Origin of the sequence: Shewanella sp. 5_MG-2023, from assembly GCF_030547465.1 — a bacterium.
Classification (GTDB): Bacteria; Pseudomonadota; Gammaproteobacteria; order Enterobacterales; family Shewanellaceae; genus Shewanella.
This window is the reverse complement of the sequence record NZ_JAUORC010000010.1, coordinates 33786-59807: the sequence shown is the minus strand read 5'-3', so window position 1 is coordinate 59807 and position 26022 is coordinate 33786. Positions and strand designations below refer to the sequence as shown.

Below are 26022 nucleotides of genomic sequence, written 5' to 3'. Positions count from 1 at the left end.
TGGATTTAGGATTAGTCGATTAAGTCATATTGCTCGGCTAAAACGTTAATAATATCCGCTTTTGGGTTGTCAGGTAGCGAGATGCTAGTGCCGGTTACCTTTTCTGCCACGCCAGTGTATGTGCGAGAGACATTCATCATCGCATCTAATGGTAAGTCGTTATCACGGGCGAGGGCTTCACGCTCAGGCATTCTATCTTTGTTAAGCAGAATATCGGCATCGTCAAAATGATTGAGCAGAAATTGACGAAAGCCTTCTTTGGAGTTTTCAACAATCTTGCTATCACGATACGCTGCGCCATCCCAAATACGTGACGAGTCTGGTGTGCCCACTTCATCCATGTAAATCAGTTTGGAGTTACCGTCTTTGTCATTGACGTAGCCAAATTCAAATTTAGTATCGACAAACATTTGGTCGTGGGTGGCTAGCGCATCTGAGATGACCTTAAAGCCTTGCTTTAATAATACTTCATATAAGTCGATATCGGCTGGTTTTTCAAAGCCAAAGGCTTGGTAGTTGGCTTCAATATCGGCGCGGCTAATGTTGACATCATCTTGCTCAGGCACACCTGGAATACCGGTTAAAATGCCTTTGGTTGAAGGGGTTATCAATAACTCTGGTAGTTTTTGATCTTTGGTTAACCCTTCAGGCAGTGTGATACCGCAAAATTCGCGTTCGCCTTTGGCATAAGCGCGCCACATTGAACCGGTAATGTATTGACGACAAATCGCTTCAACTTTAATTGGACGCGCTTTTTGCACAATCCATACAAATGGGTGTGGGATATCAAGAATATGGCTATCGGCTAAACCATTTTCAGCAAACAACTTAAACCAATGATTAGAGATAGCGTTAAGTGCCGCCCCTTTACCTGGAATGCCCTGTAAATTACCTTCACCATGAAAAATACAATCAAATGCTGAAATGCGATCGCTGATCACCATTATCGCTAATGGGGTATCAGCTGGCACGTTATAGCCTTTATCGGCAATTAAGCGGCGGCTATCAGCCTCAGTTAACCAATATACACTGCGAACTTTACCGCTGTGTACTGGCTTATCGGTTCGGATCGGCAAATCGTTATTGATAGCGAGAACTGAATCAGCAAGACTCATGGCCAGTATTCCTTAAGAAATTGAGTGTAGGGAGATATCCTTTATTGATAAGGATAGTTAGGTATTTTTATGGCGGCTATTTTACCTGTATTAAGGCAGATTTCCATGCTTATCAGGCGGCTAAACTCTTAATCCTGTATAGCGAATACTGAGGCAAATTAAACTCGCTATTCGCCATTGGCTTTATTGGCATAGCTCTTTAGAATGAATTTTCTGCAGCTTTACCATTAAAGAGCGAATATCTTGTGAGCCATACCCGTTTAGGTCTTATGTTTGTCAGCGTTGCCGTTGTGTTTTGGGGGATATTACCCATAGCGCTTAAGTTATCCGGAGGGTTTATTGATCCGGTTACGTTAACTTGGTTTAGGTTTTTAGTGGCCTTTGTGGTGACCTTTATTCTGCTATGGCGCTTTGGTAATTTGAAGCAATTTAGTCAACTGCAGGGGGGTGATTGGCTAAAGCTTGCTGCTGCAGGTATTTTACTGATGCTCAATTACACCTCTTTTGTGTATTCACTGGATTACTTATCACCAGGTACTGCGCAACTTAACTTTCAAACTGCACCGTTCTTTTTAGCCTTTGGTGGCGCACTGTTTTTTAAAGAGCGGCTCACGGCGGTGCAGCTAAGCTGTTTTGCAGCTCTGGCATTAGGGGTGTTGCTGTTCTTTCACCCAAGCCTTGATGTGTCGGCAGAAAATAGCAGTCAAATTCTATTTGGGGTGCTGATTGTGCAGTTTTCAGTGTTGTCGTGGACGAGTTATGCCTTACTGCAAAAGTCATTGTTTACTAAGCTAACACCCAATAATGTGTTGCTATGTATCTATGGCTTAGGGATCCTTGTGATGGCGCCTTTTAGCGAGTTTAGTCACTTTGGGCTTATGGATAGCAGCCATTGGTTGATCGTCGGTTTTTGTGCCATCAATACCTTAATTGCTTATGGCTGTTTTGGTCAGGCGATGAAGTACTGGCCCACGGCGCAAGTGAGTGCCATGCTCGCGCTGACGCCAGTGCTCAGTTTTAGCGTTAACGCTTTAGTGGTGTATTTAGGCTGGTGGCCTGAGGTGTTTAAGGTTGATGTGATTGATCTGTGGTCGCTGCTGGGGATTGTATTGATTGTTGGCGCTGTGTTTACCATGCAACTATGGCCCTTGTATGTGGGCAACAAGCAAAAGCGGCAAGCCCATGTCGAAGGCGAAAGCGTTTAAGACCAAAGCGTTTATCGCAATAACTTTAGCGTTATTAGTGCTTGTAGGATGAGTTTTATTTCAGCCATATAAAATGGAGCCACAAGGCTCCATTTTTATGCGTTAAACCAACGTTAGTTGGACTGCAAGTATTTACTCGCTGTCACGTGGCTTACGTGGACGGTCGCTACGAGGGCGGTCACTACGTGGACGATCACCACGAGGGCGGTCGCTACGAGGACGGTCACTACGTGGACGACGTGGTGCTTCAGCTGGGAAAGAGGCATCACTCGCTTCACGAATGTTTAATGCTTTACCACAAACACGTACTTTTCTTAAGTGGCCTAGTACATCTTTTGGCATGCCGTCTGGCAAGTCAATTGAAGTAACTTGATCAAATAATTGAATTTGACCAATGAACTGGCTGTCAATGTTTGCTTCGTTAGCGATGGCGCCAACGATATTACCTACACCAACACCGTTATCACGACCTACATCGATTACGTAACGGCACATTTTAACATCAGGCTTATCTTTCAGGCCTTCAGCGCTACCAAAGCTTGTTGGCAATGGACGGCTGCCGCGTGAATCACGACGAGGACGCTCACGACCAGCGTCGCGAGGACCACGATCATCACGGTCACGTGAATCACGTTGACGCTCTTGAATCGCAGGAAGTTGTAATGGACGCTCAGCCTGTACTTGTTGAAGTAATGCTGCTGCGAGTAAGTCAGTGTCAATTTCAAGCTGCTGACATAACTGAGCCACTGCATTTTTCATGAAATCTAAGTCACCGTTAACGGTTTCTTGGATTTGCTCACCTAAGCGTGATAAACGACGCTCAGCAACAGTTTCAGGGCTAGGTACTTTCATTGGCGAGATACGGCTGTTCGTTGCACGTTCGATAGTGCGAAGCATACGCATTTCACGGTTGGTAACGAAAAGAATTGCCATACCAGTACGACCAGCACGACCTGTACGGCCAATACGGTGTACATAAGCTTCTGAATCATATGGGATATCGTAGTTAACTACGTGACCAATACGTTCAACGTCAAGACCACGGGCCGCAACGTCAGTAGCAATTAGGATGTCTAACTTGCCGCGTTTAAGTTGGTCAACAGCACGTTCACGAGCTTGTTGGTTCATATCACCGTGTAATGGTGAAGATGCATAGCCACGCGCTTCAAGTTTTTCAGCAAGTTCAACACAGCTGTTACGGGTACGTACGAAGATGATAATACCTTCAGTATTTTCAACTTCTAAAACACGTACTAACGCTTCAAGTTTGTTGTGTTGTGATACTTGAACATAACGCTGATCAATTGACTCAACAGTAGTATGGCTAGCAGCAATACTAATGTGAACAGGGTTGTTTAAGTGCTTGTTCGCAACGCGCTTGATTTGCTCTGGCATAGTCGCAGAGAAAAGGGCAAGTTGACTGTCTTTTGGTTTGTGCTCAAGAACCCATTCGATATCATCGATGAAGCCCATTTTTAGCATTTCATCAGCTTCATCAAGAACAAGTGCTTGTAGTGCATCAAGTTTAAGAGTGCCACGACGCATGTGGTCCATTACACGACCTGGCGTACCAACAACAACTTGTGGGCCACGACGTAGCGCACTTAATTGTTGATGCATGCTTTGACCACCATAAATAGGTAGTACATGGAAGCCTTTCATGTGTTTAGCGTAGCTACCAAATGCTTCAGCAACCTGAACAGCAAGTTCACGTGTTGGTGCAAGCACTAGGATTTGAGGAGCATTCAGCTTTTGGTCAACATTACTTAGTAAAGGCAGTGCGAAAGCACCTGTTTTACCTGTACCTGTTTGAGCTTGGCCTAAAATATCTTTACCTTCCATTAAAGGATCGATACTAGCAGACTGAATTGGAGTTGGTTTTTCGTAACCTAGATCGTCAAGGGCACGAAGCAAATTCTCGGATAAACCAAGTTCGCGGAAAGTTCTTTCATCGGATGACATTGAGTTGTAGCCTTGTGGATGCGTACGAAGTTATTGGCATTCGTACTAGAGTTTCACAGACAGAAAATCAACCCCGTGTCGATTTCCCGCGTCAAAGGGGCGATATTATAGCAAGCTTTGGCCTCGTTGACTATCTAATTTTAACAAATAACTAAAATTGGCCTGATTATTGTAGCGCTTACTGAGCGATTAACTAAGTAACTTTTGACGTAATTAAATCAGAAACGGTTATTTTATGGCCGTGATTCATTTAATCCATTTTTTTATAGCGGATAAACAAGCCTTTTCGCAAATGCAGTTGCAGTAATCGCCTTAGTGCTCAATTTCTAGCGCTTTACAATGATGCGCTGTTTATCCAGTTTAAGTAGCGTGAATGCCGTTTCAGTGACTGCTGCTAAAAAGTTAATATCGATAGTATCTAAGGTGTCTTCAACAGTGTGATATTGCTTATGGGTTGGCACGCCTAAATAGAGCCAAGGAATACCAGCTTTGTGGAACGGGTAATGATCTGATGCTCGCAGCCAATTAATTTTGAGCATACTGCCATCATTTAGCCTTGAACGACTCTGTCTCACACATAGATTATTATAGTCTTGGAGCTGGTGTTTTATCTGCTTAAATTGAGATACATTTTGCTCCCCTTCAATATAAATGGCTTTGGGTCTAGAAGGGTGGCCAATCATGTCTAAGTTTAGCGACATTTCTAGCTGCATATCTGGCAGTGTTAACAGTTGCTGAACTAGCGCGTATGAGCCAAATAACCCCGGCTCTTCAGCATCGGTGGCAACTAGCATTAAGTTAACCGCCGGATCGCCATCTTGCTGCCATTGCTTTGCAATCGCTAACATTGCAGCAATGCCTGAAGCATTATCATCAGCCCCAGCAAAGACTTTACTGCCACGACTGCCTAAATGGTCATAGTGGGCGGTAATAATGCGCCAGCGCTGGGATGCTTGCTTTGATTTAATCGTGGCAATGAGGTTAATACCCTGTTTATCAGCAAAGTTTTGCCGATAAACAAATGGCAGCATAAATTCTTTTTGCCAAGGTGATAACCCCAGTTCAATAAAGCGCGCACTTAGGTATTGGCGGGTTTTTTCTGCACCTATGGTATTGGTTTTACGGCCAGCCAAATCATCACTGGTTAATATGCGAATATCTTCGATGAGTTGATTTTTATCAGCCCATTGACTGGAAGTGTCATTTCCACAGTTTTGCGAAGCGCAGCCGCTTAGCAAAAAACACAATGCCACTGGCGTCAATCTAATCGATACAGTGAAACAGGGTGGTTTTTGAACATGATATTTTTGCAGAAATGATGCTAATACCGAGGATAAATAAGCCAGAGTATTTTGGTAAAATTCCATTTATATCCCTCTGGCTTGATGAGTAAACTAACTCAATGGTGCGCATACCGCAGCAGGTGTATTCTGTGCAATTACTAACAGTGTAATCGCTATTTGGCTTTAGTGGCCTTCTTTGCTGGAGTTTTCTTCACGCTACTTTTATTGGTGACACCTTTATTAGCGACACCTTTTGGGGCCGCAGCCTTCCTGGTCAATAGCGGCTTTAAAAAGCGTGCAGTATGGGAGGTTTTATGTTTTGCCACCTCTTCAGGGGTTCCGCTTGCCAAAATAGTGCCGCCGCCGGAGCCGCCTTCAGGGCCTAGATCCACTAGCCAATCTGCCGTTTTAATCACATCAAGATTATGCTCAATGACCACTATGGTGTTGCCTTTGGCTTTTAAGCGATGCAGTACATCTAGTAGCAGCTGAATATCAGCAAAGTGCAAGCCTGTAGTGGGCTCATCAAGAATGTATAAGGTTTTGCCGGTATCACGTTTGGATAACTCTTTTGCTAACTTCACTCGTTGAGCTTCACCACCGGACAGTGTTGTCGCACTTTGACCTAAACAAATATACGCCAAGCCTACATCCACTAAGGTTTGCAGTTTTCTTGCGATCGCAGGGATTGGATCAAAGAAAACACGCGCTTCTTCAATGGTCATTTGCAGCACTTCGTGAATATTTTTGCCCTTGTATTTAACATCTAAGGTTTCGCGGTTATAGCGTTTACCTTTACAGGAATCACAAGGCACATACACATCTGGTAAAAAGTGCATCTCAACCTTGATTAAGCCATCACCCTGACAGGCTTCACAGCGGCCACCTTTAACGTTAAAAGAGAAGCGACCCGGTAAGTAACCGCGGCTTCGAGACTCTTGAGTTGCAGCAAATAATTCACGAATAGGGGTAAATATGCCGGTGTAAGTAGCAGGATTTGAACGCGGTGTTCGCCCGATTGGGCTTTGATCAATATCAACCACCTTATCGCATTGCTCCATGCCGGTAATGCTTTTATGGGCTGCTGGCTCATCAATGGTAGCGCCGTTTAGCATTCTGTGGGCAATTTTATAAAAGGTGTCGTTAATTAAGGTTGATTTACCCGAACCTGATACCCCAGTAATACAGGTAAATAAACCAATAGGAATGGTTAAGTCGACATTTTTAAGGTTATTACCAGTGGCGCCGCATAGCTCAATGACTTTTTTCGGATCCATTGGGGTGCGTTTATCACTAATGTGGATTTGCTTGGTGCCAGAAATATATTGGCCAGTGACAGACTCTTTACAGTCGAGAATGGCCTGCAGAGGCCCAGAGCAAATGATTTCGCCGCCGTGAACGCCTGCGCCGGGGCCAATATCAATCACATGATCAGCCATGCGAATTGCGTCTTCATCATGCTCAACCACAATCACGGTATTACCGAGATCACGCAGGTGTATTAGCGTTTGCAGTAAACGTTCGTTATCGCGCTGATGCAAGCCAATTGAAGGTTCATCCAGCACGTACATTACGCCCACAAGGCCGGCACCAATTTGACTGGCTAAGCGAATACGCTGGGCTTCACCCCCTGATAAAGTATCTGCTGAGCGGTCTAAGCTTAGGTAGTTAAGGCCGACATTGACCAAGAAGCCTAAACGATCGCCAACTTCTTTAAGAATTTTTTCAGCGATCTGCGCTTTTTGCCCTTCGAATTTAATCTCAGTGAAATAGCTCATGGCTTCACCGATGGACCACTGAGTCAGCTGCGGTAAGTTTAACTCGCCAATAAATACGTTACGGGCTTCTTCACGCAAACGCGAGCCGTCACAGCTTTTACAGGATTGGGTATTAATAAACTTTGATAGCTCTTCACGTACCGAGTTACTTTCAGTTTCGCGGTAGCGGCGATCCATATTATTGAGGATCCCCTCAAATGGATGATTACGAATAACCACATCACCACGATCGTTAATGTACTTAAAGGCAATGTTTTGCTTACCTGAGCCAGATAGAATAATTTTTTGTACTTTAGCGCTTAACTGCTCAAAGGGGGTTTCGACATCAAATTTATAATGTTCAGCTAAGGAGCTGAGCATTTGAAAGTAATAGAAATTACGTTTATCCCAGCCTCTAATCGCCCCGCCTGCTAATGACAGCTCGCTATTGGCAATCACTCTTTCTGCATCAAAGTACTGCTGCACACCTAAACCATCACAGGTTTGACAAGCGCCAGCGGGATTATTGAATGAGAAAATACGTGGCTCAAGCTCTGCCATGGAGTAGCCACAATATGGACAGGCAAAGTTAGCCGAGAACATCAACTCGTCTGCTTCTCCGGCCATGTCGGCAATAATAGCAATACCGCCTGATAACTCTAACGTCGTTTCAAAAGACTCTGCTAAGCGCTGCTTTAAATCATCACGCACTTTAAAGCGATCAACCACCACTTCAATGGTGTGTTTAACATGTAGCTCAAGGGTTGGCGGATCGGATAAATCACAAACCTCACCGTCAATTCTGGCGCGCACATAACCTTGAGCAGCCAAACTTTCGAGTAATTTTACATGTTCACCTTTACGGGCTTTGACCACGGGAGCTAATAGCATTTGGCGACTGCCTTCAGGCAGTTCCAATACTTTATCTACCATTTGGCTGACCGTTTGCGCGGTTAATGCTTGGCCGTGGGTTGGGCAGCGCGGCTCACCAACACGGGCAAACAGCAGTCTAAGATAATCATAAATCTCAGTGATGGTACCCACGGTTGAGCGTGGATTATGGGATGTGGATTTTTGCTCAATTGAAATTGCAGGACTTAAGCCTTCGATATGATCCACATCAGGCTTTTCCATCAAACTTAAAAACTGGCGCGCATAGGCTGATAGTGACTCAACATAACGGCGCTGGCCTTCGGCATATAAGGTATCAAAGGCTAACGATGACTTACCTGAGCCAGATAAACCTGTGATGACAATAAGTTTGTCTCGGGGGATGGTTAAATCAAAGTTTTTAAGATTGTGGGTTCGTGCACCGCGAATTTCAATGGTATCCATTCATCACTCTAGAGGTTGTTTTAGCTACCTTGTCAAAGTAGCAAAATTTGAGTTAGCTTAGTAAATAGCCGTTAGTGTATCGTTAATTAACTAGCTTATACAGTGTTTTATACAGTGTTGGTGACACTAAATGTACCCAGGGAGCCAGACTAATAGCGGCTGAAACCATAAAAAAACGACTGGGATATAAAACACATTATAACCTGTTTGTTTAACCTTATTAACAAATACGACAAACAGTTGCCTGTTGGTTCATTATTCCTTTTGAGCTAAATTAGAACGCTGTGATAATATGCGCAACTCGCATTTTTCTATAGATACACAATTTAAGGGCAACTGAATGGCCAACAATGGATTATCAGGCATTGAGAAGAAAGTCGCGTTTTCGTTAGCCAGCGTGTTTGGTTTACGAATGATGGGCTTATTCATGATCATGCCCGTATTCGCGCTTTACGGCCAACATTTAGAGGGTTTTTCACCTCTATGGGTGGGTATCGCTATCGGTGCTTATGGCTTGACCCAAGCGGTGTTACAAATTCCCATGGGCATGTTGTCAGATAAATATGGCCGTAAGCCGATTATTTTGGCTGGGCTGGTGGTGTTTGCTATAGGTAGCGTGGTTGCTGCAATGTCAGATCATATTTATGGGGTTGTGCTTGGCCGAGCCATTCAAGGGATGGGTGCCATTGCCGCTGCAGTGTTAGCGCTGGCCGCCGATTTAACCCGCGATGAGCAACGCACTAAAGTGATGGCTATTATTGGCATGTGTATTGGTTTCTCGTTTGCATTGTCATTGCTTGCAGGGCCGATAGTGGCCCAATATGCAGGTTTAGAAGGGCTATTCTTTTTAACCGCTATCTTAGCGGTAGTGGGCATGATCATTGTGCAGGTGTTGGTACCTAACCCAGTCTCACAAGCGCCCAAAGGCGATACTGTTGCTACGCCCACTAAATTAAAGCGTATGTTAATGGACCCGCAACTGTTCAGACTCGATGCAGGGATTTTTATTTTGCATTTAGTGCTTACCGCCGTATTTGTGGCCTTGCCATTAGATTTAGTGGATGCAGGTTTAGTAAAAGAAAAACACTGGATGCTGTATTTCCCTGCCTTTATCGGCGCGTTTTTCTTAATGGTGCCGTTAATTATTATTGGTGTTAAACGTAACAACACTAAAACCATGTTCCAAATATCACTAATGATCATGATGCTGGCATTGGCAGCTATGGGATCTTATGCTGATAACCTCTGGGTATTAAGTGCCGCTGTGGTGTTATTTTTCACTGGTTTTAATTATCTTGAGGCGTCATTGCCTAGTTTAATTGCTAAATTTTGTCCGGTGGGCGATAAAGGCTCAGCTATGGGCGTTTATTCCACTAGCCAATTTTTAGGGGCATTTTGTGGCGGTATGCTAGGTGGCGGAGCTTATCAGCTGGTTGGCGCTGCAGGGGTATTTTATGTGGCACTTGGACTGATGTTTATTTGGTTATTATTAACCATAGGCATGGAAAAACCCGTACTGCTAAAAAGCTATACCCTTGAGGCACAAGTTAAAGATAGAAATCAGGCGAAAGACATGGCAACCCAGCTATCACAGCTATCTGGGGTAGCAGAAGCCATTGTCGTCATGGAAGAGAGAGCAGCTTATTTGAAAGTTGATGATCAATTCGATTTGAGTGAAGCGCGAGCTGTGTTAGGCTCTGTCAATTAGATCGTTTTGATCGCTCAGTTTTGTAATTTAGATTAGATAATAGATAAAATCGCAGGAGATTTTCGATGGCCAGTCGTGGTGTAAATAAAGTAATTTTGGTTGGTAATTTAGGTAAAGATCCTGAAGTTCGTTACATGCCAAACGGTAATGCCGTAGCCAACTTTACTGTAGCTACAAGTGAAACTTGGAAAGACCAACAGGGTCAGCAGCAAGAGCGCACCGAGTGGCACAATATCGTCATGTACCGTCGTTTAGCTGAAGTTGCTGGCGAATACCTAAAGAAAGGTTCTAAAGTTTATTTAGAAGGCAAATTGCAAACCAGTAAATGGCAAGATCAGACTACAGGTCAAGATCGCTATAAAACTGAAATCAATGCGATGGAAATGCAAATGCTTGATAGCCGCGGTCAAGGTGGTGGTCAGCAAGGTGGCATGAACCAAGGTTACGGTAACGCGCCGCAACAAAGTGCTCCTCAGCAAGCTCAAGGTGGTTATGGTCAGCAGCAACAAGCTCAAGGTGGTTTCCAACAACCAGCTCAAGCGCAAAAGCCTGCTTACACGCCTAAGCCTCAAGCGCCAGCTCAGCAGCCTGCCCAACAAGCACAAGGTGGCTTCCAACAAGCGCCAGCTCACCAACCTGCACAAGGTGGATATCAGCAAGCTGCTCCTGCGCAGCAGCAAGGTGGTTTTCAACAACCAGCTCCAGCACAGCGCCCAGCGCCAACGCCACAGCCACAAAATACTACACCTGATTTAGGCGGTGATTGGGATGATGATATCCCGTTCTAATTCACAGTAAATGTAAAAGTGTTAAATTAAACACGTATTTTACGAATTATTATGAGGAACCCAGCATTTTTGCTGGGTTTTTTATTGGCTGCGATAGCTATTTAGAGGTGACGAGTCACAATCTTGAGTGATCAACTGGCATTGTTAACCATGCCTTTTAAGACAATATTGTTATAGGTGACAAAGCCAATAATATTGCCTTGTTCAATGACAGGAGCTTTGTTGATCTGGAATTGATCAAATAAGCGGGCGGTATAGCGAATATCCATATCTGGGCATACTGACATCACAGGCTTTATCATGATTTCATAAACATTAACCCGCTCTGGTGACTTATCAGTGGCTAATACTTTTCTGGCAATATCACTGAGTAACAATATGCCGTATTCATCATGCTCATGGCGTTTGTTAATCACTAAAATAGTGACGTTTTTTGCCATCGCAATATTAATGGCTTCACTGACGGTAAGTAGGCCATCAATCATGGCGTAATCATTCATCAAAATATCACGGTTTTTTATTGGCGTTGATGGTTTCATATTTGATCCTTTATATCATCAGTGAGTTTTGCAACTTGGTGAGCAACACCAACGGCATCTTCAACATCAATTTGAATTGCTATTCCTTGACCTGGGTGAGTATTAAAGCCGCCCACCTCACAGATCGTTTCTAAAATATGTCGGCTCATATGCTCTTCAACTAGCCATAAAATGACGTCCCGTTGTACATCTAAGCCTAGCCCCATGAAGGTTTTCTTTTTAGTTAGTCCTTCACCGCGAGCATGGTTAATTACAGTGGCACCTGTGGCACCAGCTTCTCTGGCGGCATCCAGTACCGCTTCAGTACTAATATCATCAACAAAAGCGACAATTAATTTAAATCGCATGGGTTACTCCTTGGCGGATTTTCGTTGGTCAACAAAGGCTACGATTTGGGCGTAGCTCATGACGGCAATGATTGGAAATAAGCTAGCAAAGGCAATTAAGCCAAAACCATCAATAAGGGGATTGCGGCCTTCAACATTAGAGGCAAGCCCTAAACCGAGTGCGGCCACGAGGGGCACAGTCACGGTAGAAGTGGTGACGCCGCCGGAATCATAAGCTAAAGGAATAATCGATTTCGGCGCGAAAAATGTTTGAATTACAACTACCACATAGCCAGCCATGATGTAGTAGTGAATAGGATCACCAACCACAATACGAAAACAACCTAGTGAGATCCCAAAAGCGACCCCAATGGCCACAGAAATTCTCAAGCCTTGAATACTAATGGTGCCACCAGAGACTTCATTGGCTTTTATCGCCACCGCAATTAATGACGGCTCAGCAATGGTGGTACTAAAGCCAATGGCAGCTGCAAACACATAAACCCACAGGTAATCTTGCCAAATGAACGGTCCAGCGGAGCCATCAGGGTGCAAAATACTGGGGGAGGTGAGTTGATCCGCTAAGTTTTCACCAATGGGAAATAGCGCTAACTCTAAGCCGACCAGGAAAAAGCTTAAGCCTAAGATCACATACACAAAACCTAAGACCACGGTTTTCCAATTGGCAATGGGACGCTTGAGTACACCCAGTTGAAAGCCAAATAAAATTGTCGCAATTGGCACCACATCACGCATGGTAAGCAGTAAGGTTGCCAATAGCTGGTTAATCCACTCCATAATACTCCTTGTAGGCGCAGCTTTGATTTATTACAACGTCAGCTAAAACAGGGCTGTTGCGGAATGTCATTACAGGATCATCCCGTAAAGCAGTACAAAAATAACTGGGGTTAAACTGGCAAAGGCAATCAGCCCAAAGCCATCAAGCATGGGATTACGTCCTTTAATCACAGTGGCTAAGCCAACGCCGAGAGCCGTTACCAGCGGTACAGTAATGGTTGACGTGGTGACGCCACCAGAGTCATAGGCGATACCAATAATATTTTCAGGGGCAAAGCTGGTGAGCACCATCACTATGATGTAGCCGCCAATGATCAAATAATGAATTGGCCAGCCTTTTACAATGCGAATAACCCCTAATAAAATCGCTAAACCTACTGACACCGCTACGGTTAATCTCAGTCCCATCGCATAGCTGTCCATGGCAGCCTCAGTGGCCTTGATGGCGCCACCATCTGCTGCAACTTGGGCTGCTTCAGCGGCGACAGCGGTTAAGGCGGGTTCTGCTAAGGTGGTGCCAAAACCTAATGAAAAGGAGAAGGTCACCAGCCAGAAGGTACTGCCTTTACGGGCGAGTGCGTGTGCCAATGATTCACCAATGGGGAATAAGCCCATTTCTAAACCAAAGACAAAAAAGGTTAGCCCAAGAACAATAAATACTAAGCCTACAAGAATGGAAAATAAGTTATCGGGTGCTTGTTGGAGGATAAATATTTCAAAGAAACTCACCACGACTATGATGGGAATAAGATCTTTAAAACTGCCGAGCATGGATTGTAAAAGCTTAACTAACCCTGTCATTCCTTCTCCTTTGATTGCTAAATACTAACCGCCAAACAGCGTGTTAACTTGCTAGCCTAAAAGGTTTATTTATTGCTTTTAGCTAGTTCCAGTTTGCCTGTTTATAGTTGTAAGGCAACATTAAATTAACACAAGTTACAATATCTTTGAGCTAGATCAATTTGTCTAAAAAAGATCCTAGTAGGAGAGGATTAAAGAGGGACTTTTTAAGGGTTATAAACTTTTTTAAGGCTAAAGAGTTTCTTTTCTACCAATAAAAAAGAGACCATATAGTCTCTTTTGTCAGCGATTAATATGTCAGTGTTGCGTGCTGCATAAGGCCTAGCAGATCCACTTAGGCGACATCTGTGTCTAATGCTAAGTGTTGCCATTTGTTATCGGTGCTGATATGCATTACTTTGACTTGTTTGTTGTGCTCAACATTAATATTGCTCAATTGGCTGGGACACAATGTTAACTGATTGGCGATTTTGATGTAAAAGCCCACCGACTTGGGATCGTTGCCGATAACGCTTTTTGCTAGCGTGGTTTGTTGGTAAAGCCATAGGTAGTCACCTTTGATTTCACAATTTAGGTATTCAAGCTGCAATAATTGCTGATTGTTATCTGCAATGTGAAAGTTTGTCTGCACGTAGTCAGCAAACGCTTTTCTGCTTTGTGGGTTTTTGACTAAATCGCTATCAGCCCCAAGGATGCGTTTAGCTGTTTGCTGGGCATCAGCTAAATAAAAGCAGTGTTGAATAGCGACATTCCCGCTTTTGGCATTAAACAGCACATTGGTATAGCTTTCTTTTTTTCTATTAGCAGAAGCCTGAAAATTAAATAATAACAAGCCTGCAAGGGTGATAAACCATATTAGAGCAATAATTATCCAAAACATTATTATATTCCTTTATTGCTAGCTGTTTAAAAAGCAGTGTTGAGCTGCTGCATGATTTGAGCCTGTTGGTAATTAATAAATATTGATACGCGGAAAATAAGCTGGCATTAACAGCAAATACTAATTAAATACCATAGGTCAATATATAGTATTAGTAAAATCTATTATCAAAGTTTTTAATGTTAAATAGGAGGTTAGGCACAGCTTGAACGCGGTTATCGCGAATTGATTATCTGACTATGATTGAGGCTCATGGCCGGTATTGACTCGGGCTAATATAAGCTGAATGCTTATTGGTGAATGTCTAAGTATATGGTTTATAAAGTATGTTGTTTAAATGGCTTTGGTTAAATTTAATCATTAAAGGCCTAATGGCGGCATATTTTCAGGTGCTTTAATTTGGTATTTATCTAAAATTTGTTGAAACTCACCAGAGCGCTTTAATTTAGCAATACCTTGAGCATACACATCTGCGATACGGCTTTGATTAGGATTAAAGCCTACATATAAAGGCGTTGGCTCACCATATGAACCGGCGTATTTGATTTGATTAGCTACATCATTTTTGTATGCAGTATATTCAATAGCGACTTTATTACCCAGTATCACATCAAATCGACCATTTACGAGGCGCTTAATGTTCAACATCATGGGTTGCTCTCCCGTGGCGGCGTAAAAGTCGGTTGAACGGCTAATTTTATCATTGAGCTGCTCGCCGTAGTCATAACCTCCGATAATCCCCACTAGCGCACCATCAAGACTGTCTAATTGCTGAAATGACCATGAAGCGTCTGCGCGAGTATAAAAATCCGTGCTGGTATAGCCAACAATCAGTGTGTCGGTATATAAATTAAATTGTTCAATATGGGTTGGTGTAACTGCAAGAATGGCATCGATATTACCAATTTTAACTTCCTTTAAAGCGCGATTAAAAGGTACCGCAATAAAATGCACCTGTTGATCCATGACTTCAAATGAGCGCCGAGTCAGTTCAGTGACATAACCGGTGTGATCTTGGCAAATATAAGGGCACCAAATATCCGATGCGATCAATACAGGCTTGGCTGCAAGGGATGAAGAAACCAGTAGTAGTAGAGAGATAATATATTTCACGGTAGTGTTGGCCTCAATAGAATAAGTGCTAATGGCGCAGCCTTACTTAGCTAGTTTTCACCGCACTATGCTCCGCTATTAAACCTAGTGCTTGCTTAAATTCAGTTAGTTGAATTAAATCTAGCCACTTTCAGTAAATATAGTAACCTAAAACGACAGTTTGCTAGCGAAAAGTTAATTTTTTTGTGACGCAATAAATAATATGGACGGGCCAAATGATCGTAAACAGCATAAAGCATGTGATTTACAATGAAACGGGCGCAGCTGAAGTGATGCGCTTTAACCATTCAGCATTACCTAGGCTTAAAGCTGGGCAAGTGATCATAAAAGTACATGCTGCAGGGGTTAATGGCCCAGACATTAAGCAGCGAGAAGGCGCATATCCGCCGCCAAAAGGTGCTAGCCCGATATTAGGCTTGGAAGTGGCAGGGGAAGTCATTGCAATGGCTAAAGATGTCACGCAATGGCAAATCGGCGACAAGATCTGTGCCTTAGTGCCTGGCGGTGGCTATGCAGAGCAAGTGATCACTTACGCCTCACATTGCTTACCGCTCCCCAAAGGCTACAGCTTTGTACAAGCGGCGGCCTTACCGGAAACCTGTTTCACGGTTTGGGGAAACTTGGTTAATCGCGCCAAGCTTAAAGCCGGTGAAACAGTGCTGATCCACGGCGCCTCTGGCGGTATTGGCACCACCGCCATACAAGTTGCCAAAGCCCTAGGCGCTAAAGTGTTTGTTACCTCAGGTAGCGATGAAAAATGCCAATATTGTCTCGACCAAGGGGCGAGTATGGCGGTTAATTACCATAAAGATGATTTTGTTGAGCCTATCCTTGCTGCAACACAAGCTGAAGGGGTCAATGTGGTGCTAGATATTGCGGGTGGTGATTTCATCAACCGCAATTTAAAGGTATTGGCTTTTGATGGCCGCATGGTATCAGTGGCAACCCAGCGCGGCGCTAAAGCAGAAGTGAATATTTTTAGCATTATGGCCAAACGCATTCAATGGACTGGCTCAACGCTTAGGCCGCAAAGTGTCGAGGCTAAGGCTGACATCGCCGCTGGATTATTAGCACAGCTATGGCCATTACTGGATGCTAAACAAGTGCAGATCCGGGTTGATAAAGTGTTCCCGTTTGATGAGGTCGTAAAAGCGCATCAATATATGGAGTCAGGTCAGCATAGAGGCAAGATTATTCTGCAGCTAGGCGAAGCCTAAACCTAAATGAGCAAAACCTAAACAAGTAAGATGTAAACAAACAAGACCTAAGCAAGAATTAGGCAATAGTAAGGCATCAAATTCAAAACAGTCTTTTTATCATAGCTGACTTGAAGGCTGTCATATTTGAACTAAATTAGAGCTTGCAGCGCCGCTAAATTACACTGGGTGCATAACACCTTGGGAAAATCATAACTCAGATGATTTGCAGCATAAGACGATGGCGATATGGCACTGGCAAAAAATGGCAAAAATATAAAAAACTTCATTAATAATATATTGATTTTTTCATAAGTTTTTGATTAATTATCCTCAATAATCATGCGCGTTGCGTAGAGGTTAGTAAATAAACTGTGTGCTGCTAAAATGCACATTTTTTAGGTATGTGTTGATTTAAGGGCATTAGCATATATGTATAACACTGCAAAAAAACAAGTTTGGTATGGTGAGCTTCGTACTCCACGTGGCACCTCAATTGTCGTCCATGACAACCGACTCCCCGATGCGTCTCCCGGTCGAATCTACTTATTTAATGTTAGTCGTAACACGATTGGCGAGTACGTAGAGGATATCGTTAAGGTTAACCTGCATGAGCTGGAACCCCAGCAGTTAACAGCCGCCAAAGCTGAGCATGAAGCAGCATGGCTTGCTGCTAGAGCTGAGTTTATGGCAAAACATGAAGCGCATATCGAATTATCTTCAGTGCCAGACTCTGCGCCAGCCTCAAAAGCCAAAAAAGTTGCAGCGGTGGATGAGATTATCGATGTCGATGACAGTGAAATGGAATTTGAAGATGCTGATGCCGACTTCGGTATCAGTGATGACAGTGACGATTAGCATAAAGCGCTAAAGACAAAAAATGGAGCATGATAATAAATCATAGCTCCATTTTTATTGGCTGTTTATTAGTAAATCAATCGCTCAACAGTAATCGCTTAGGCTTAAATCACCCCAAACTCGTAACGGCTCACATGGCGATAAACTTGTCCTGGCTCTATCCAAGGCTTACCGGGTAAATCGGCTTGATTAGGTGAGTCTGGCAGCATTTGTGGTTCAATACATACCGCTTGGTGAGACTGGTAAATACGGCCGTCAAAGCCTTTTACGCCTTCAAGGAAGTTAGCGCCATACAGCTGCACCCCAGGTTGATTGGTGTAAATCGTCATGGTGCGGCCAGTTTTAGGGCTTGAAAGACAACCAAATCGACAGACTTGCTCAGCATTGTTAAGCACATAACAATGATCAAAACCATTGGTGGCAGCAAGAGCAGGTCGCTGAGTTTGCACAGCAAATGCAGTGGCTTGGGCTAAATCTAAATCGCTGCCAGTGGTCGCAGCAATTGAAGTTGGAATACCCACTTCATTCATTGGCAAATATTGCTTGGCATCCACTTGGATCAAATGCGCTGCATTAGTTAAGCTATCAGCGCCTTCTAAATTAAAATAACTGTGCTGGGTGAGGCTAATAGGGCAGGCCTTATCGACACTTGCTTGCATTTCAATGAGTAAACTATTGTCAGCCAAGCGATAATCTAATTGCACCGTACAATTACCCGGAAAGCCCATATCACCATCTGGGCTATCAAGGGTTAATCTCACCCCGTCTTCAAGGGCTTGCATATGCCAATGCTTTAAATGAAAACCTTCAGCGCCACCGTGTAAGCAATTGGTCGCTTGGTTTATATCGAGCTGATAGTGGTTGCCTTGATACTGCAACTGACCATTAGCAATGCGGTTAGAGTATCGCCCTGCAATGGCGCCTAAATAAGCCGGCTGGTTTAAATAATCGCTGACGCTATCACAGCCTAAAACGATGTTATCTCGCTGGCCTTGGTTATCTTCAGTCCATAAGGCGTTTATAATTCCCCCTAGACTTAACACTTCAATAGCAACCTTGCCGTTGTCGACTCGAATACGTTCTACCCATCCTCCGCGAGGATCTTGCCATGGTTCAAGTGTGGTGATTTGTAACATTAATGCCTCTTATAGCAATAGAATTGCTTATTCAATTCTGCCTGCGCCGCCACTGGCAGAGCATAAATAGATAATTGGTTCTAAGGATGTTTGTTGTGGATATAGCTGCTCAACGGCATTGACCACAGCATCGGTTAGCTCATGATCAATAAGTGCTACCACGCAACCATCACTCATTCTTACGCCGCCTTTGGTGCCAATGATATCTTTAATTATTTTCACTAAGGCATCAATCTCAGGGGTGCTGATGTCAAAATCATCGCGCATGGATTGTTGTGATTGGGCCATTAATTGGCCGAAACGGGCAGTATCTTGTTGCTCTAGAGCGCGGGCGGCATTCACAGTGCGTTGGTTTTCAGTTAATACATGCTTAGCTCGATGATAAAGTTCATCACCTAAGCTAGCTTTCGCGCTGTTTAGCTGGCCAAGGCTGACTTCCCTTAGTGACTCAACTCCAAGCAATTCATTAATCTGATGACATTGCAGTTTACGGGCATCAAAGCGGTCAATTAACAGCTGGCGATCGATGCTAGGATCGACAATCAGCAAACTTAAGCTGTCAGGAATCGCTATTGCGCGGCCGTCTAACTCTAAGCAGTCAATCAATAAGGCGTGATCGGCCACCGCCAGTGCGCTAATGGTTTGATCCATAATGCCAGATTCTGACTTTATGAACCTGTGCTCTCCACGTTGGGCAATTTGTGCAATGGCTAATGGCGATAAATGCAGTTGGCTGGCGTAGCTAATGGCAGTGCCAAAGGCCACCTCAAGAGCTGCTGATGACGACATGCCTGCGCCCAGTGGCACATTGCCGACAATGGCAATATCCATGCCTTTAGCTTTAAGCCCAGATTGAGCCATTGAGGCGGTAAAGCCTTTTAGGTAATTTCCCCAACTGCCTTTATCTTCAATGGCGTTTTCTTCACCAAAACGCCATTGTTCGATTTGCCCAGCAAAGGCATCAGTCACGGCTCTAAAGGTGTTATCACTACGATGTTTAACCGCAATAACAGTGTGAAAATTAATTGCAGCGGGTAAAACGAATCCTTCGTTATAATCCGTGTGTTCGCCAATAATATTGACACGACCTGGTGCTTGATACAGGTCGTCAGCCGTAGTTCCAAATGTTTGTACAAACAACTTCATGGCTTTTTGAGCAGGATTTGACATACAGTTATAGTTCCAAAGAATGTCTAGATACGAACTAACCTTCGAGATATACAAGAGCTGCATATTTAAATGACAGTGTGATTTATATCACGACTTGCTATTGGCTGTAACTAGTGAAGACTATTTTGATTCAATTAGCTGGTTTAGGTGAGGAGTTTTTAACTAAACGTATGTTTATTGCAGGTTTTTATACCTCAAAAGAGGTATTAGATCGACCGTTAACTTAGCAGACTGTTTTAAACAACGAACAATATTAGCATTTCATTATTCATCTTTTTTAGTGATACGTCGGCTTAGTGCCGATTGGCTAATACCTAACATTTGCGCTGCCGCTGTTTGGTTATTTGCGGTTCGATTCATCGCTTCATTAATCAAGGCTTGGCTCATATCGGCTAGTGTCGGCAGTTGCTGAGGGAAAATAATGCCGTTTTGGCTGAATTCTGCCCGCGCTTTATGTTCCTTTATTGCCTCCATAAAAGGCGATATGTTGAGTTGAAAACCGTCGCTACGACTTACAGCATCAAAAACCATCCCTTTCAGCTCATGCAAATTACCTGGGAAGTTGTAATCTTTTAATTGTTGAGCAAGATTTGAAGGGCACAGCGGAACTGGCAAATTCATTTCGTCTGCAGCAAGGGCGATAAAGTGATTAATTAACATGCCAAAGTCCAATTTACGCTGACGTAGTGGCGGTAAATTAATTTTGTGCGCCCGCAAGCGATACAGCAATTCACGCCTAAACTTGCCTTGTTGGCTGAGTTTAAGTAAATCTTCTTCAGTTGACGCGACAATGCGGCAGTTCACTGGATAAGCTCGGTCGCTGCCTACGGGGTAATATTGTTTATGCTGCAATATGTCGAGCAGTTTGGCTTGTGATACCAAAGGTAAATCAGCCACTTCATTGAGATATAATAAGCCGTTACCGACTTGGTGCAGGGCGCCAGCTTGGGATTTACCCGGTTCAAGACTCAGTAAGCCAAACAGTTGCAGTTCAAAGGCACTTTCGCTAATACCTGCAAGGTTGATACTAATAAAAGCTGCATCAGGGCAGCATAGCTGGTGGCAACTTTTAGCAAATTCGGTTTTACCGGTACCGCTTTCACCAAGCAGTAGAATCGGTTCTGGACTGAAGGCAATGGCTTCGAGATAACGAAATTGATCTAACAGATTAGGCTCGCAAGTGAGAATATTATTAAACGCATTGGGCTGAGTTAGTGTTTTACTCAAAAAGCTTTCTTTAATGCGTTGATAATTACGCTCAAGCCCCACAACCTCAAGTGCTTGCCTAACGGTTAAGGCCAAATCTGCGACGTCATCTGTTTTAATGAAATAGTTATAAGCGCCATGTTTAATGCAGCGTACTGCGGTGTCGACTTCATTAACGCCAGTGACAATGATGACGCGAGTATTGGGAAAGTCTTTACGAATTAACTCCAGCAAGTCTTCACCGGAATGAAAAGGCATGGTTAAGTCTAATAATACCAAGGCATAGTCGGTTCCCTCTAAGCGATTCATCACTTGGCGGCTATCAACACAAGAGTCAATTACCGCTTCAGGGACTAAGCGATTAAGGGTTACCGATAAGGTTCTAAGCCAAGAGGCTTCATCATCCACTAATAAAATATTACGTGCTAACTTCACTGGTTACTCTCCGCTGAGTTTGATCTCTCAATGCTTGTTGCTAATTTTAGCTCTTCATTTATCAGGCTAAACATCAATACAAACTGGCTACCTTGATTCAGGGTTGAGCTAATTTTCATCTCACCATGATGCTCTTTCAAAATTCGGCTACATACTGATAAGCCTAAACCGCTGCCGCCATGGGATCGCCTGGTGGTAAAAAAGGGTTCAGTTATGCGTTTTAAGGTGGCGCTATCCATGCCGCTACCGTTATCAGAGATGCTGATGTAAGCGGCTTTTTTATCTGAATACGTGCTGATTGTAATGATGCCACTGCCAGATTCTATCGCATTACAGGCGTTTTGAATCAGGTTTATCATCACTTGATGCAGCTGCTGGGCGTCACCATTGATAATGGGGCTAGGCTCTGCCAGTGATAACTCAACTTGAAAACGCTTTAATTGGTTTGATGTTAATCGCAAGGCAACGTTTACCACCTCATTAAGATTGGTGGCTTGATGGTGGCTTGATAAATGTGGCAATGCATAGCGTTTTAAGTCGTTTACAATTCTTGAAATCCGCTTAGCGCTTTCTTCAATCACTTCAGTGCTGTGCACCATTTCTGCTACTGCAGCTTTAGACTCTAGCCCCGCGATTAACCAAAATGGATTTTGTTGTTGGTAGTACTCTGCGGCGGGTTGTAAATCTTTCATCGCTTCAGCAAACAAGGCGATAGAGTGGATGATAATTCCGGTCGGGTTATTGATTTCATGGGCAATACCGGCAGATAGTTCACCGAGCGAGGCTAAGCGACTGGCTTCATCATTGGCGCGGCGCAGGTGTTGTTGCTCAGTGTTTTCTTCTAGTATCACCACTGCTTGGTTGTCGGCGATGGGGTGAATTTGCACTTGCCAGTACTGGGCTAGATAGCCCATATCTGCGATCATCGATTTTTGATTTTTTATGACGGCTAATACCCGCTCAGACAAGGTAAATTCAGCGCCATCAAGTGACTTAAACTGGCTGTTAGTGAGTAGCTCATTATTATCATTACTCCACAAACACTGCATATTATTGTCATAAATGGTCATGCCGTGGGGGATACCATCTAATACAGCCTGAAACTGCTGTGACAGTAGCGAAATCTTGTTCTCTGCTTCTTTACGTTGTTGTAATTCCAGCACTAACGCTTCTGAACGATATTTCAAATTGCGACTGACCGAGAAGGTATAGAGCATGCCTATAGCGGAGATGATTGAGATGACAATCGACAGTAACAGCATTTTTTGTTGAGTACTGGTGATATCGACTTTTTCACGGCCCATGCCAAACCACTTATTCACTAAGCGATCATATTCACCCGAAATTTTTAATTGTCTTAAAGCGTCGTTAATCTGTCTGAGCTGTTCAGCATTTTTAGGGTTGCTGACAAAGGTGAATGCACCGAAAATTAACGCATCACTGGCACTACGAACCGAAGGGTATTTGGGTTGTAATCGGCGGGCAACAAAGTTTTCAGCCAGTACCACATCCACTTCACCACTAATAAGCATTTGAAAGCCGGTTTCATATAAATCGACAGTGACTTGGGTAAAGTCCTGTGGCTGCCCAGCTAGAAACACATCAACAAAGGCCTCATTCTTTACGGCAACACGCTTACCTGCCAAATCAGACCAATCATCAATGAAGTCTTTGCCTTGCAGAGTATAAGCTTTGGCGTGGGTAGCATAAATGGGATCAGATTGAGTCAGTCTTCGGCGGACATTGGTTGGGCTAACAACAGCAATGACATCGATATCCGTGTCTGGTTGATGGATATCGGTGAGTAATTTCTGAAAGGTTTTACGCCTAACAACAATGTCTTTATCTAATAACAGACCTATTTGGCCAATCAGTTCCACATGAAAACCTTGATCAACACCATTATCTCGCCACTCTAATGGCGCCGTTGTTGAGTGAACACCAAAGACGATGGTGTCTTTTGCCATTAATGGAAAGCTGAGTAATAACAGCACGAATAAGAGTATTTTCATTAATTTAAAATCAGCTTTTTATGTTGAGACGTTAATAGTCAGTGCGATTGACCCTAGCGGCAAGTATAGGAACCTTAGCAAATGTTAATTTTGTTAACTGTGGCATTGAGCGTAGTTATGAGATAAAAATCTGAAAAATGCTCTTTTTGAAACCGCTATGAGATGAATTTTTGCCAAGATTTCTTGCCATAATCGAATGTGATCTTACTCACCTAGCGCTATGCAAAAATGCATAGCGCTAAGTTAATCCATGCAGTTTTGCATAGCTTAAAAATACAGATGTGATCAGCCTGTAAGTTTGCCAACCTCCTACTCATGTTCGATTGCGAAGGAGAGTGTTTAGCGCCAAAATTTTAATAAATCAGGTTCAGTAGCAATGTGATGTTCAAATAAATTTAACCCTATGAACATCAATCAATAGGCGAATTAGCGCCGTTGCTATTTTTAAGGAGTTATCATGAAACTAACACGATGCGCAGCGGTACTCGCTGTATTACTCGGTTCTGCAGGTTTAGCCGGTGGCGCTATTGCCGCTGACAATTTGGCTGATTTTCACTCTGAAAATCAACAATGCGAAAGCTGTCACTTATCCAGTGGCGAGCTATCAAATGACAATCTAACCTTTGAGAATGAGCAATGTGTTGCTTGTCATGGCACCTTAGCTGAAGTCGCTGAAACTAATACCCGTGAAAATTACAATGCTCATGAATCTCACTTCCCTGGTGACGTAGCATGTACCTCATGTCATAGCGGTCACGAAAAGTCAGTGGTGTATTGTGACTCTTGCCATAGCTTTGATTTTGATATGCCATTTGGTAGCAAGTGGGAACGTTACGAGCCATCGATTGCTGAATTGGCTAAAGACAGCGTTGATCGTAAAGCGGCCTTAGCTGCAGCGCCAAGTGACACTGTCAATGTTGTGGTTGTTGGTTCTGGTGGCGCAGGTTTCTCTGCAGCTGTTGCTGCACATGATGAAGGTGCTAAAGTCATCTTAATTGAAAAAGAACCCGTAATTGGTGGTAATGCCAAACTCGCTGCAGGTGGCATGAACGCGGCTTGGACAGATCAGCAAAAAAGCAAAGACATTAAAGACAGTGTTGAGTTGATGTATAAAGACACCATGAAAGGTGGCCGCGACTTAAACGAGCCTGCATTGGTTGAAGTATTAACATCAAACTCTAAAGGCTCAGTGGATTGGATGACCAATATGGGCGCAGACTTAAGCGATGTTGGCCGTATGGGCGGCGCATCAGTTAACCGTTCACATCGTCCATCAGGCGGAGCAGGTGTTGGCGCCCATGTGATTCAAGTACTTTATGATAATGCCATTAAGCGCGATATCGATATGCGTATGAATACCCGTGGGGTTGAAGTATTAAAAGACGACTCAGGTAAAGTAAAAGGCTTATTGGTTAAAGGCCAATATAGTGGTTACTACTGGGTGAAAGCCGATGCTGTGGTTATGGCTACCGGTGGCTTTGGTCGTAACAATGAACGTGTTGCTGAGTATGACCCTAAGCTTAAAGGCTTTATCTCAACCAACCAACCTGGCGCAACTGGTGACGGACTTGATGTGGCTGGTAATGCTGGCGCAGGTATGACCGATGTTAAATACATTCAAGCGCATCCAACCTTGTCAGTTAAAGGTGGCGTGATGGTGACTGAAGCGGTACGCGGTAACGGCGCAATCTTAGTGAACAAAGAAGGTAAACGCTTCGTCAATGAAATCACCACTCGTGATAAAGCGGCTGCAGCGATTCTGAATCAAACAGGGAAAGTGGCTTACTTAATCTTTGATGATTCAGTACGTAAATCACTGAGTAAAATTGATAAGTACATCAAACTCGGTGTGGTGCCATCAGCTGATTCACTTGAGAAATTAGGTAAATTAGAAGGTATTGATGGTAAAGCGTTAATAGCCACAATTGCTCAGTACAACAAGCTTGTTGCTGCAGGTAAAGATACTGACTTTGAACGTGCTAACTTGCCACGTGCACTTAACGAAGGTAACTACTACGCTATCGAAGTAACACCAGGTGTTCATCACACCATGGGCGGGGTATCAATTGATAACAAAGCAGAAATACTCACAGAAGATAACAAAGTCATTCCAGGCTTATATGGCGCAGGTGAAGTGACAGGTGGTGTTCATGGTGCTAACCGCTTAGGTGGTAACGCAATTTCAGACATCATTACCTTCGGTAGATTAGCGGGCGAACAAGCTGCAGCCTACTCTAAGAAGTAAGAAGTAAGAAGTAAGAAGTAATCACTAACGAATAAATAGCAGTTATTCACTGTTGTTCTTCGACATAGTCAATAATAAAAAGTGAGCCAATAGGCGAATGCCGATCAGTTAAGGCCAATATGATCGGTTGACCGATCTTTAAAAGGCTTCAAAA

Annotated in this window: 20 protein-coding genes; 6 read left to right on the top strand and 14 right to left on the bottom strand. The window is 43.6% G+C overall.

The genetic code is table 11. The features are described from left to right. Nucleotides 1–11: 11 nt before the first annotated feature. A complete protein-coding gene (locus Q4557_RS07545; RefSeq protein ID WP_102439979.1) occupies nt 12–1115 on the bottom strand; it encodes a phosphoribosylaminoimidazolesuccinocarboxamide synthase in 1104 nt (367 codons plus the stop codon). A 269-nt stretch (nt 1116–1384) separates the two neighbouring features. Here Q4557_RS07545 and Q4557_RS07540 point away from each other — a divergent pair, with 269 nt between their 5' ends. Next, on the top strand, nt 1385–2320 hold the full coding sequence (locus tag Q4557_RS07540; protein WP_102475503.1) for a DMT family transporter: 936 nt from the start codon (nt 1385–1387) through the stop codon (nt 2318–2320). A gap of 132 nt (nt 2321–2452) precedes the next feature. On the opposite strand, the gene Q4557_RS07535 is transcribed toward Q4557_RS07540, so the two are convergent. The 3 genes from Q4557_RS07535 to uvrA all read right to left on the bottom strand — a co-directional run bounded on the left by Q4557_RS07535 (nt 2453) and on the right by uvrA (nt 8657). After that, nucleotides 2453–4282 (bottom strand): DEAD/DEAH box helicase, encoded by a 1830-nt coding sequence (locus tag Q4557_RS07535; RefSeq protein WP_102439978.1) that lies wholly within the window; start codon nt 4280–4282, stop codon nt 2453–2455. Between the two features lie 326 nt (nt 4283–4608). Then, the gene (locus tag Q4557_RS07530; RefSeq protein WP_102475471.1) at nt 4609–5649 is read right to left on the bottom strand and encodes a M20/M25/M40 family metallo-hydrolase; all 1041 of its coding nucleotides are present in this window, start codon (nt 5647–5649) and stop codon (nt 4609–4611) included. An 89-nt stretch (nt 5650–5738) separates the two neighbouring features. Then, nucleotides 5739–8657 (bottom strand): excinuclease ABC subunit UvrA, encoded by a 2919-nt coding sequence (gene uvrA / locus Q4557_RS07525; RefSeq protein ID WP_303411846.1) that lies wholly within the window; start codon nt 8655–8657, stop codon nt 5739–5741. A gap of 340 nt (nt 8658–8997) precedes the next feature. Here uvrA and Q4557_RS07520 point away from each other — a divergent pair, with 340 nt between their 5' ends. Both Q4557_RS07520 and Q4557_RS07515 read left to right on the top strand, forming a co-directional pair. Continuing rightward, a complete protein-coding gene (locus Q4557_RS07520) occupies nt 8998–10365 on the top strand; it encodes an MFS transporter (RefSeq protein WP_102439975.1) in 1368 nt (455 codons plus the stop codon). A gap of 65 nt (nt 10366–10430) precedes the next feature. Then, nucleotides 10431–11153, top strand: a complete 723-nt coding sequence (locus tag Q4557_RS07515) for a single-stranded DNA-binding protein (protein WP_102439974.1) — start codon at nt 10431–10433, stop codon at nt 11151–11153. A 131-nt stretch (nt 11154–11284) separates the two neighbouring features. Here Q4557_RS07515 and Q4557_RS07510 read toward each other — a convergent pair whose 3' ends face one another. The 6 genes from Q4557_RS07510 to Q4557_RS07485 form a co-directional block, all read right to left on the bottom strand. After that, nucleotides 11285–11692, bottom strand: a complete 408-nt coding sequence (locus Q4557_RS07510; protein ID WP_102439578.1) for a CBS domain-containing protein — start codon at nt 11690–11692, stop codon at nt 11285–11287. Next, a complete protein-coding gene (locus Q4557_RS07505) occupies nt 11689–12039 on the bottom strand; it encodes a P-II family nitrogen regulator (RefSeq protein ID WP_076538613.1) in 351 nt (116 codons plus the stop codon). The genes Q4557_RS07510 and Q4557_RS07505 overlap by 4 nt, the downstream gene beginning before the upstream one ends. A 3-nt stretch (nt 12040–12042) precedes the next feature. Further along, nucleotides 12043–12816, bottom strand: coding sequence for a DUF1538 domain-containing protein (locus Q4557_RS07500; protein ID WP_102439577.1), 774 nt, complete (start codon nt 12814–12816; stop codon nt 12043–12045). Nucleotides 12817–12885: 69 nt separating this feature from the next. Next, nucleotides 12886–13617 carry a DUF1538 domain-containing protein gene (locus tag Q4557_RS07495; RefSeq protein WP_076538618.1) on the bottom strand — a complete coding sequence of 244 codons (732 nt, stop codon included), beginning with the start codon at nt 13615–13617 and terminating at the stop codon, nt 12886–12888. Nucleotides 13618–13951: 334 nt separating this feature from the next. Further along, nucleotides 13952–14497 (bottom strand): DUF6702 family protein, encoded by a 546-nt coding sequence (locus Q4557_RS07490; protein ID WP_102520467.1) that lies wholly within the window; start codon nt 14495–14497, stop codon nt 13952–13954. A gap of 360 nt (nt 14498–14857) precedes the next feature. Beyond that, nucleotides 14858–15610 (bottom strand): ABC transporter substrate-binding protein, encoded by a 753-nt coding sequence (locus Q4557_RS07485; RefSeq protein ID WP_102475474.1) that lies wholly within the window; start codon nt 15608–15610, stop codon nt 14858–14860. Between the two features lie 215 nt (nt 15611–15825). Here Q4557_RS07485 and Q4557_RS07480 point away from each other — a divergent pair, with 215 nt between their 5' ends. Both Q4557_RS07480 and Q4557_RS07475 read left to right on the top strand, forming a co-directional pair. Further along, complete coding sequence (locus tag Q4557_RS07480; protein WP_102439574.1) at nt 15826–16827, top strand: NAD(P)H-quinone oxidoreductase; 1002 nt, start codon at nt 15826–15828, stop codon at nt 16825–16827. A 411-nt stretch (nt 16828–17238) separates the two neighbouring features. Further along, the gene (locus Q4557_RS07475; RefSeq protein WP_102439573.1) at nt 17239–17664 is read left to right on the top strand and encodes a hypothetical protein; all 426 of its coding nucleotides are present in this window, start codon (nt 17239–17241) and stop codon (nt 17662–17664) included. Between the two features lie 104 nt (nt 17665–17768). On the opposite strand, the gene Q4557_RS07470 is transcribed toward Q4557_RS07475, so the two are convergent. The 4 genes from Q4557_RS07470 to Q4557_RS07455 form a co-directional block, all read right to left on the bottom strand. Beyond that, nucleotides 17769–18800, bottom strand: coding sequence for an aldose epimerase family protein (locus tag Q4557_RS07470; protein WP_102439572.1), 1032 nt, complete (start codon nt 18798–18800; stop codon nt 17769–17771). A gap of 27 nt (nt 18801–18827) precedes the next feature. Next, a complete protein-coding gene (gene galK / locus Q4557_RS07465) occupies nt 18828–19970 on the bottom strand; it encodes a galactokinase (protein WP_102531477.1) in 1143 nt (380 codons plus the stop codon). A 264-nt stretch (nt 19971–20234) separates the two neighbouring features. Continuing rightward, nucleotides 20235–21611, bottom strand: coding sequence for a sigma-54 dependent transcriptional regulator (locus Q4557_RS07460; RefSeq protein WP_303411834.1), 1377 nt, complete (start codon nt 21609–21611; stop codon nt 20235–20237). Beyond that, nucleotides 21608–23623, bottom strand: a complete 2016-nt coding sequence (locus tag Q4557_RS07455) for a transporter substrate-binding domain-containing protein (RefSeq protein ID WP_303411832.1) — start codon at nt 23621–23623, stop codon at nt 21608–21610. The genes Q4557_RS07460 and Q4557_RS07455 overlap by 4 nt, the downstream gene beginning before the upstream one ends. 457 nt (nt 23624–24080) lie before the next feature. Here Q4557_RS07455 and Q4557_RS07450 point away from each other — a divergent pair, with 457 nt between their 5' ends. After that, nucleotides 24081–25868, top strand: coding sequence for a flavocytochrome c (locus tag Q4557_RS07450; protein ID WP_303411830.1), 1788 nt, complete (start codon nt 24081–24083; stop codon nt 25866–25868). The last annotated feature ends 154 nt before the right edge of the window (nt 25869–26022 follow it).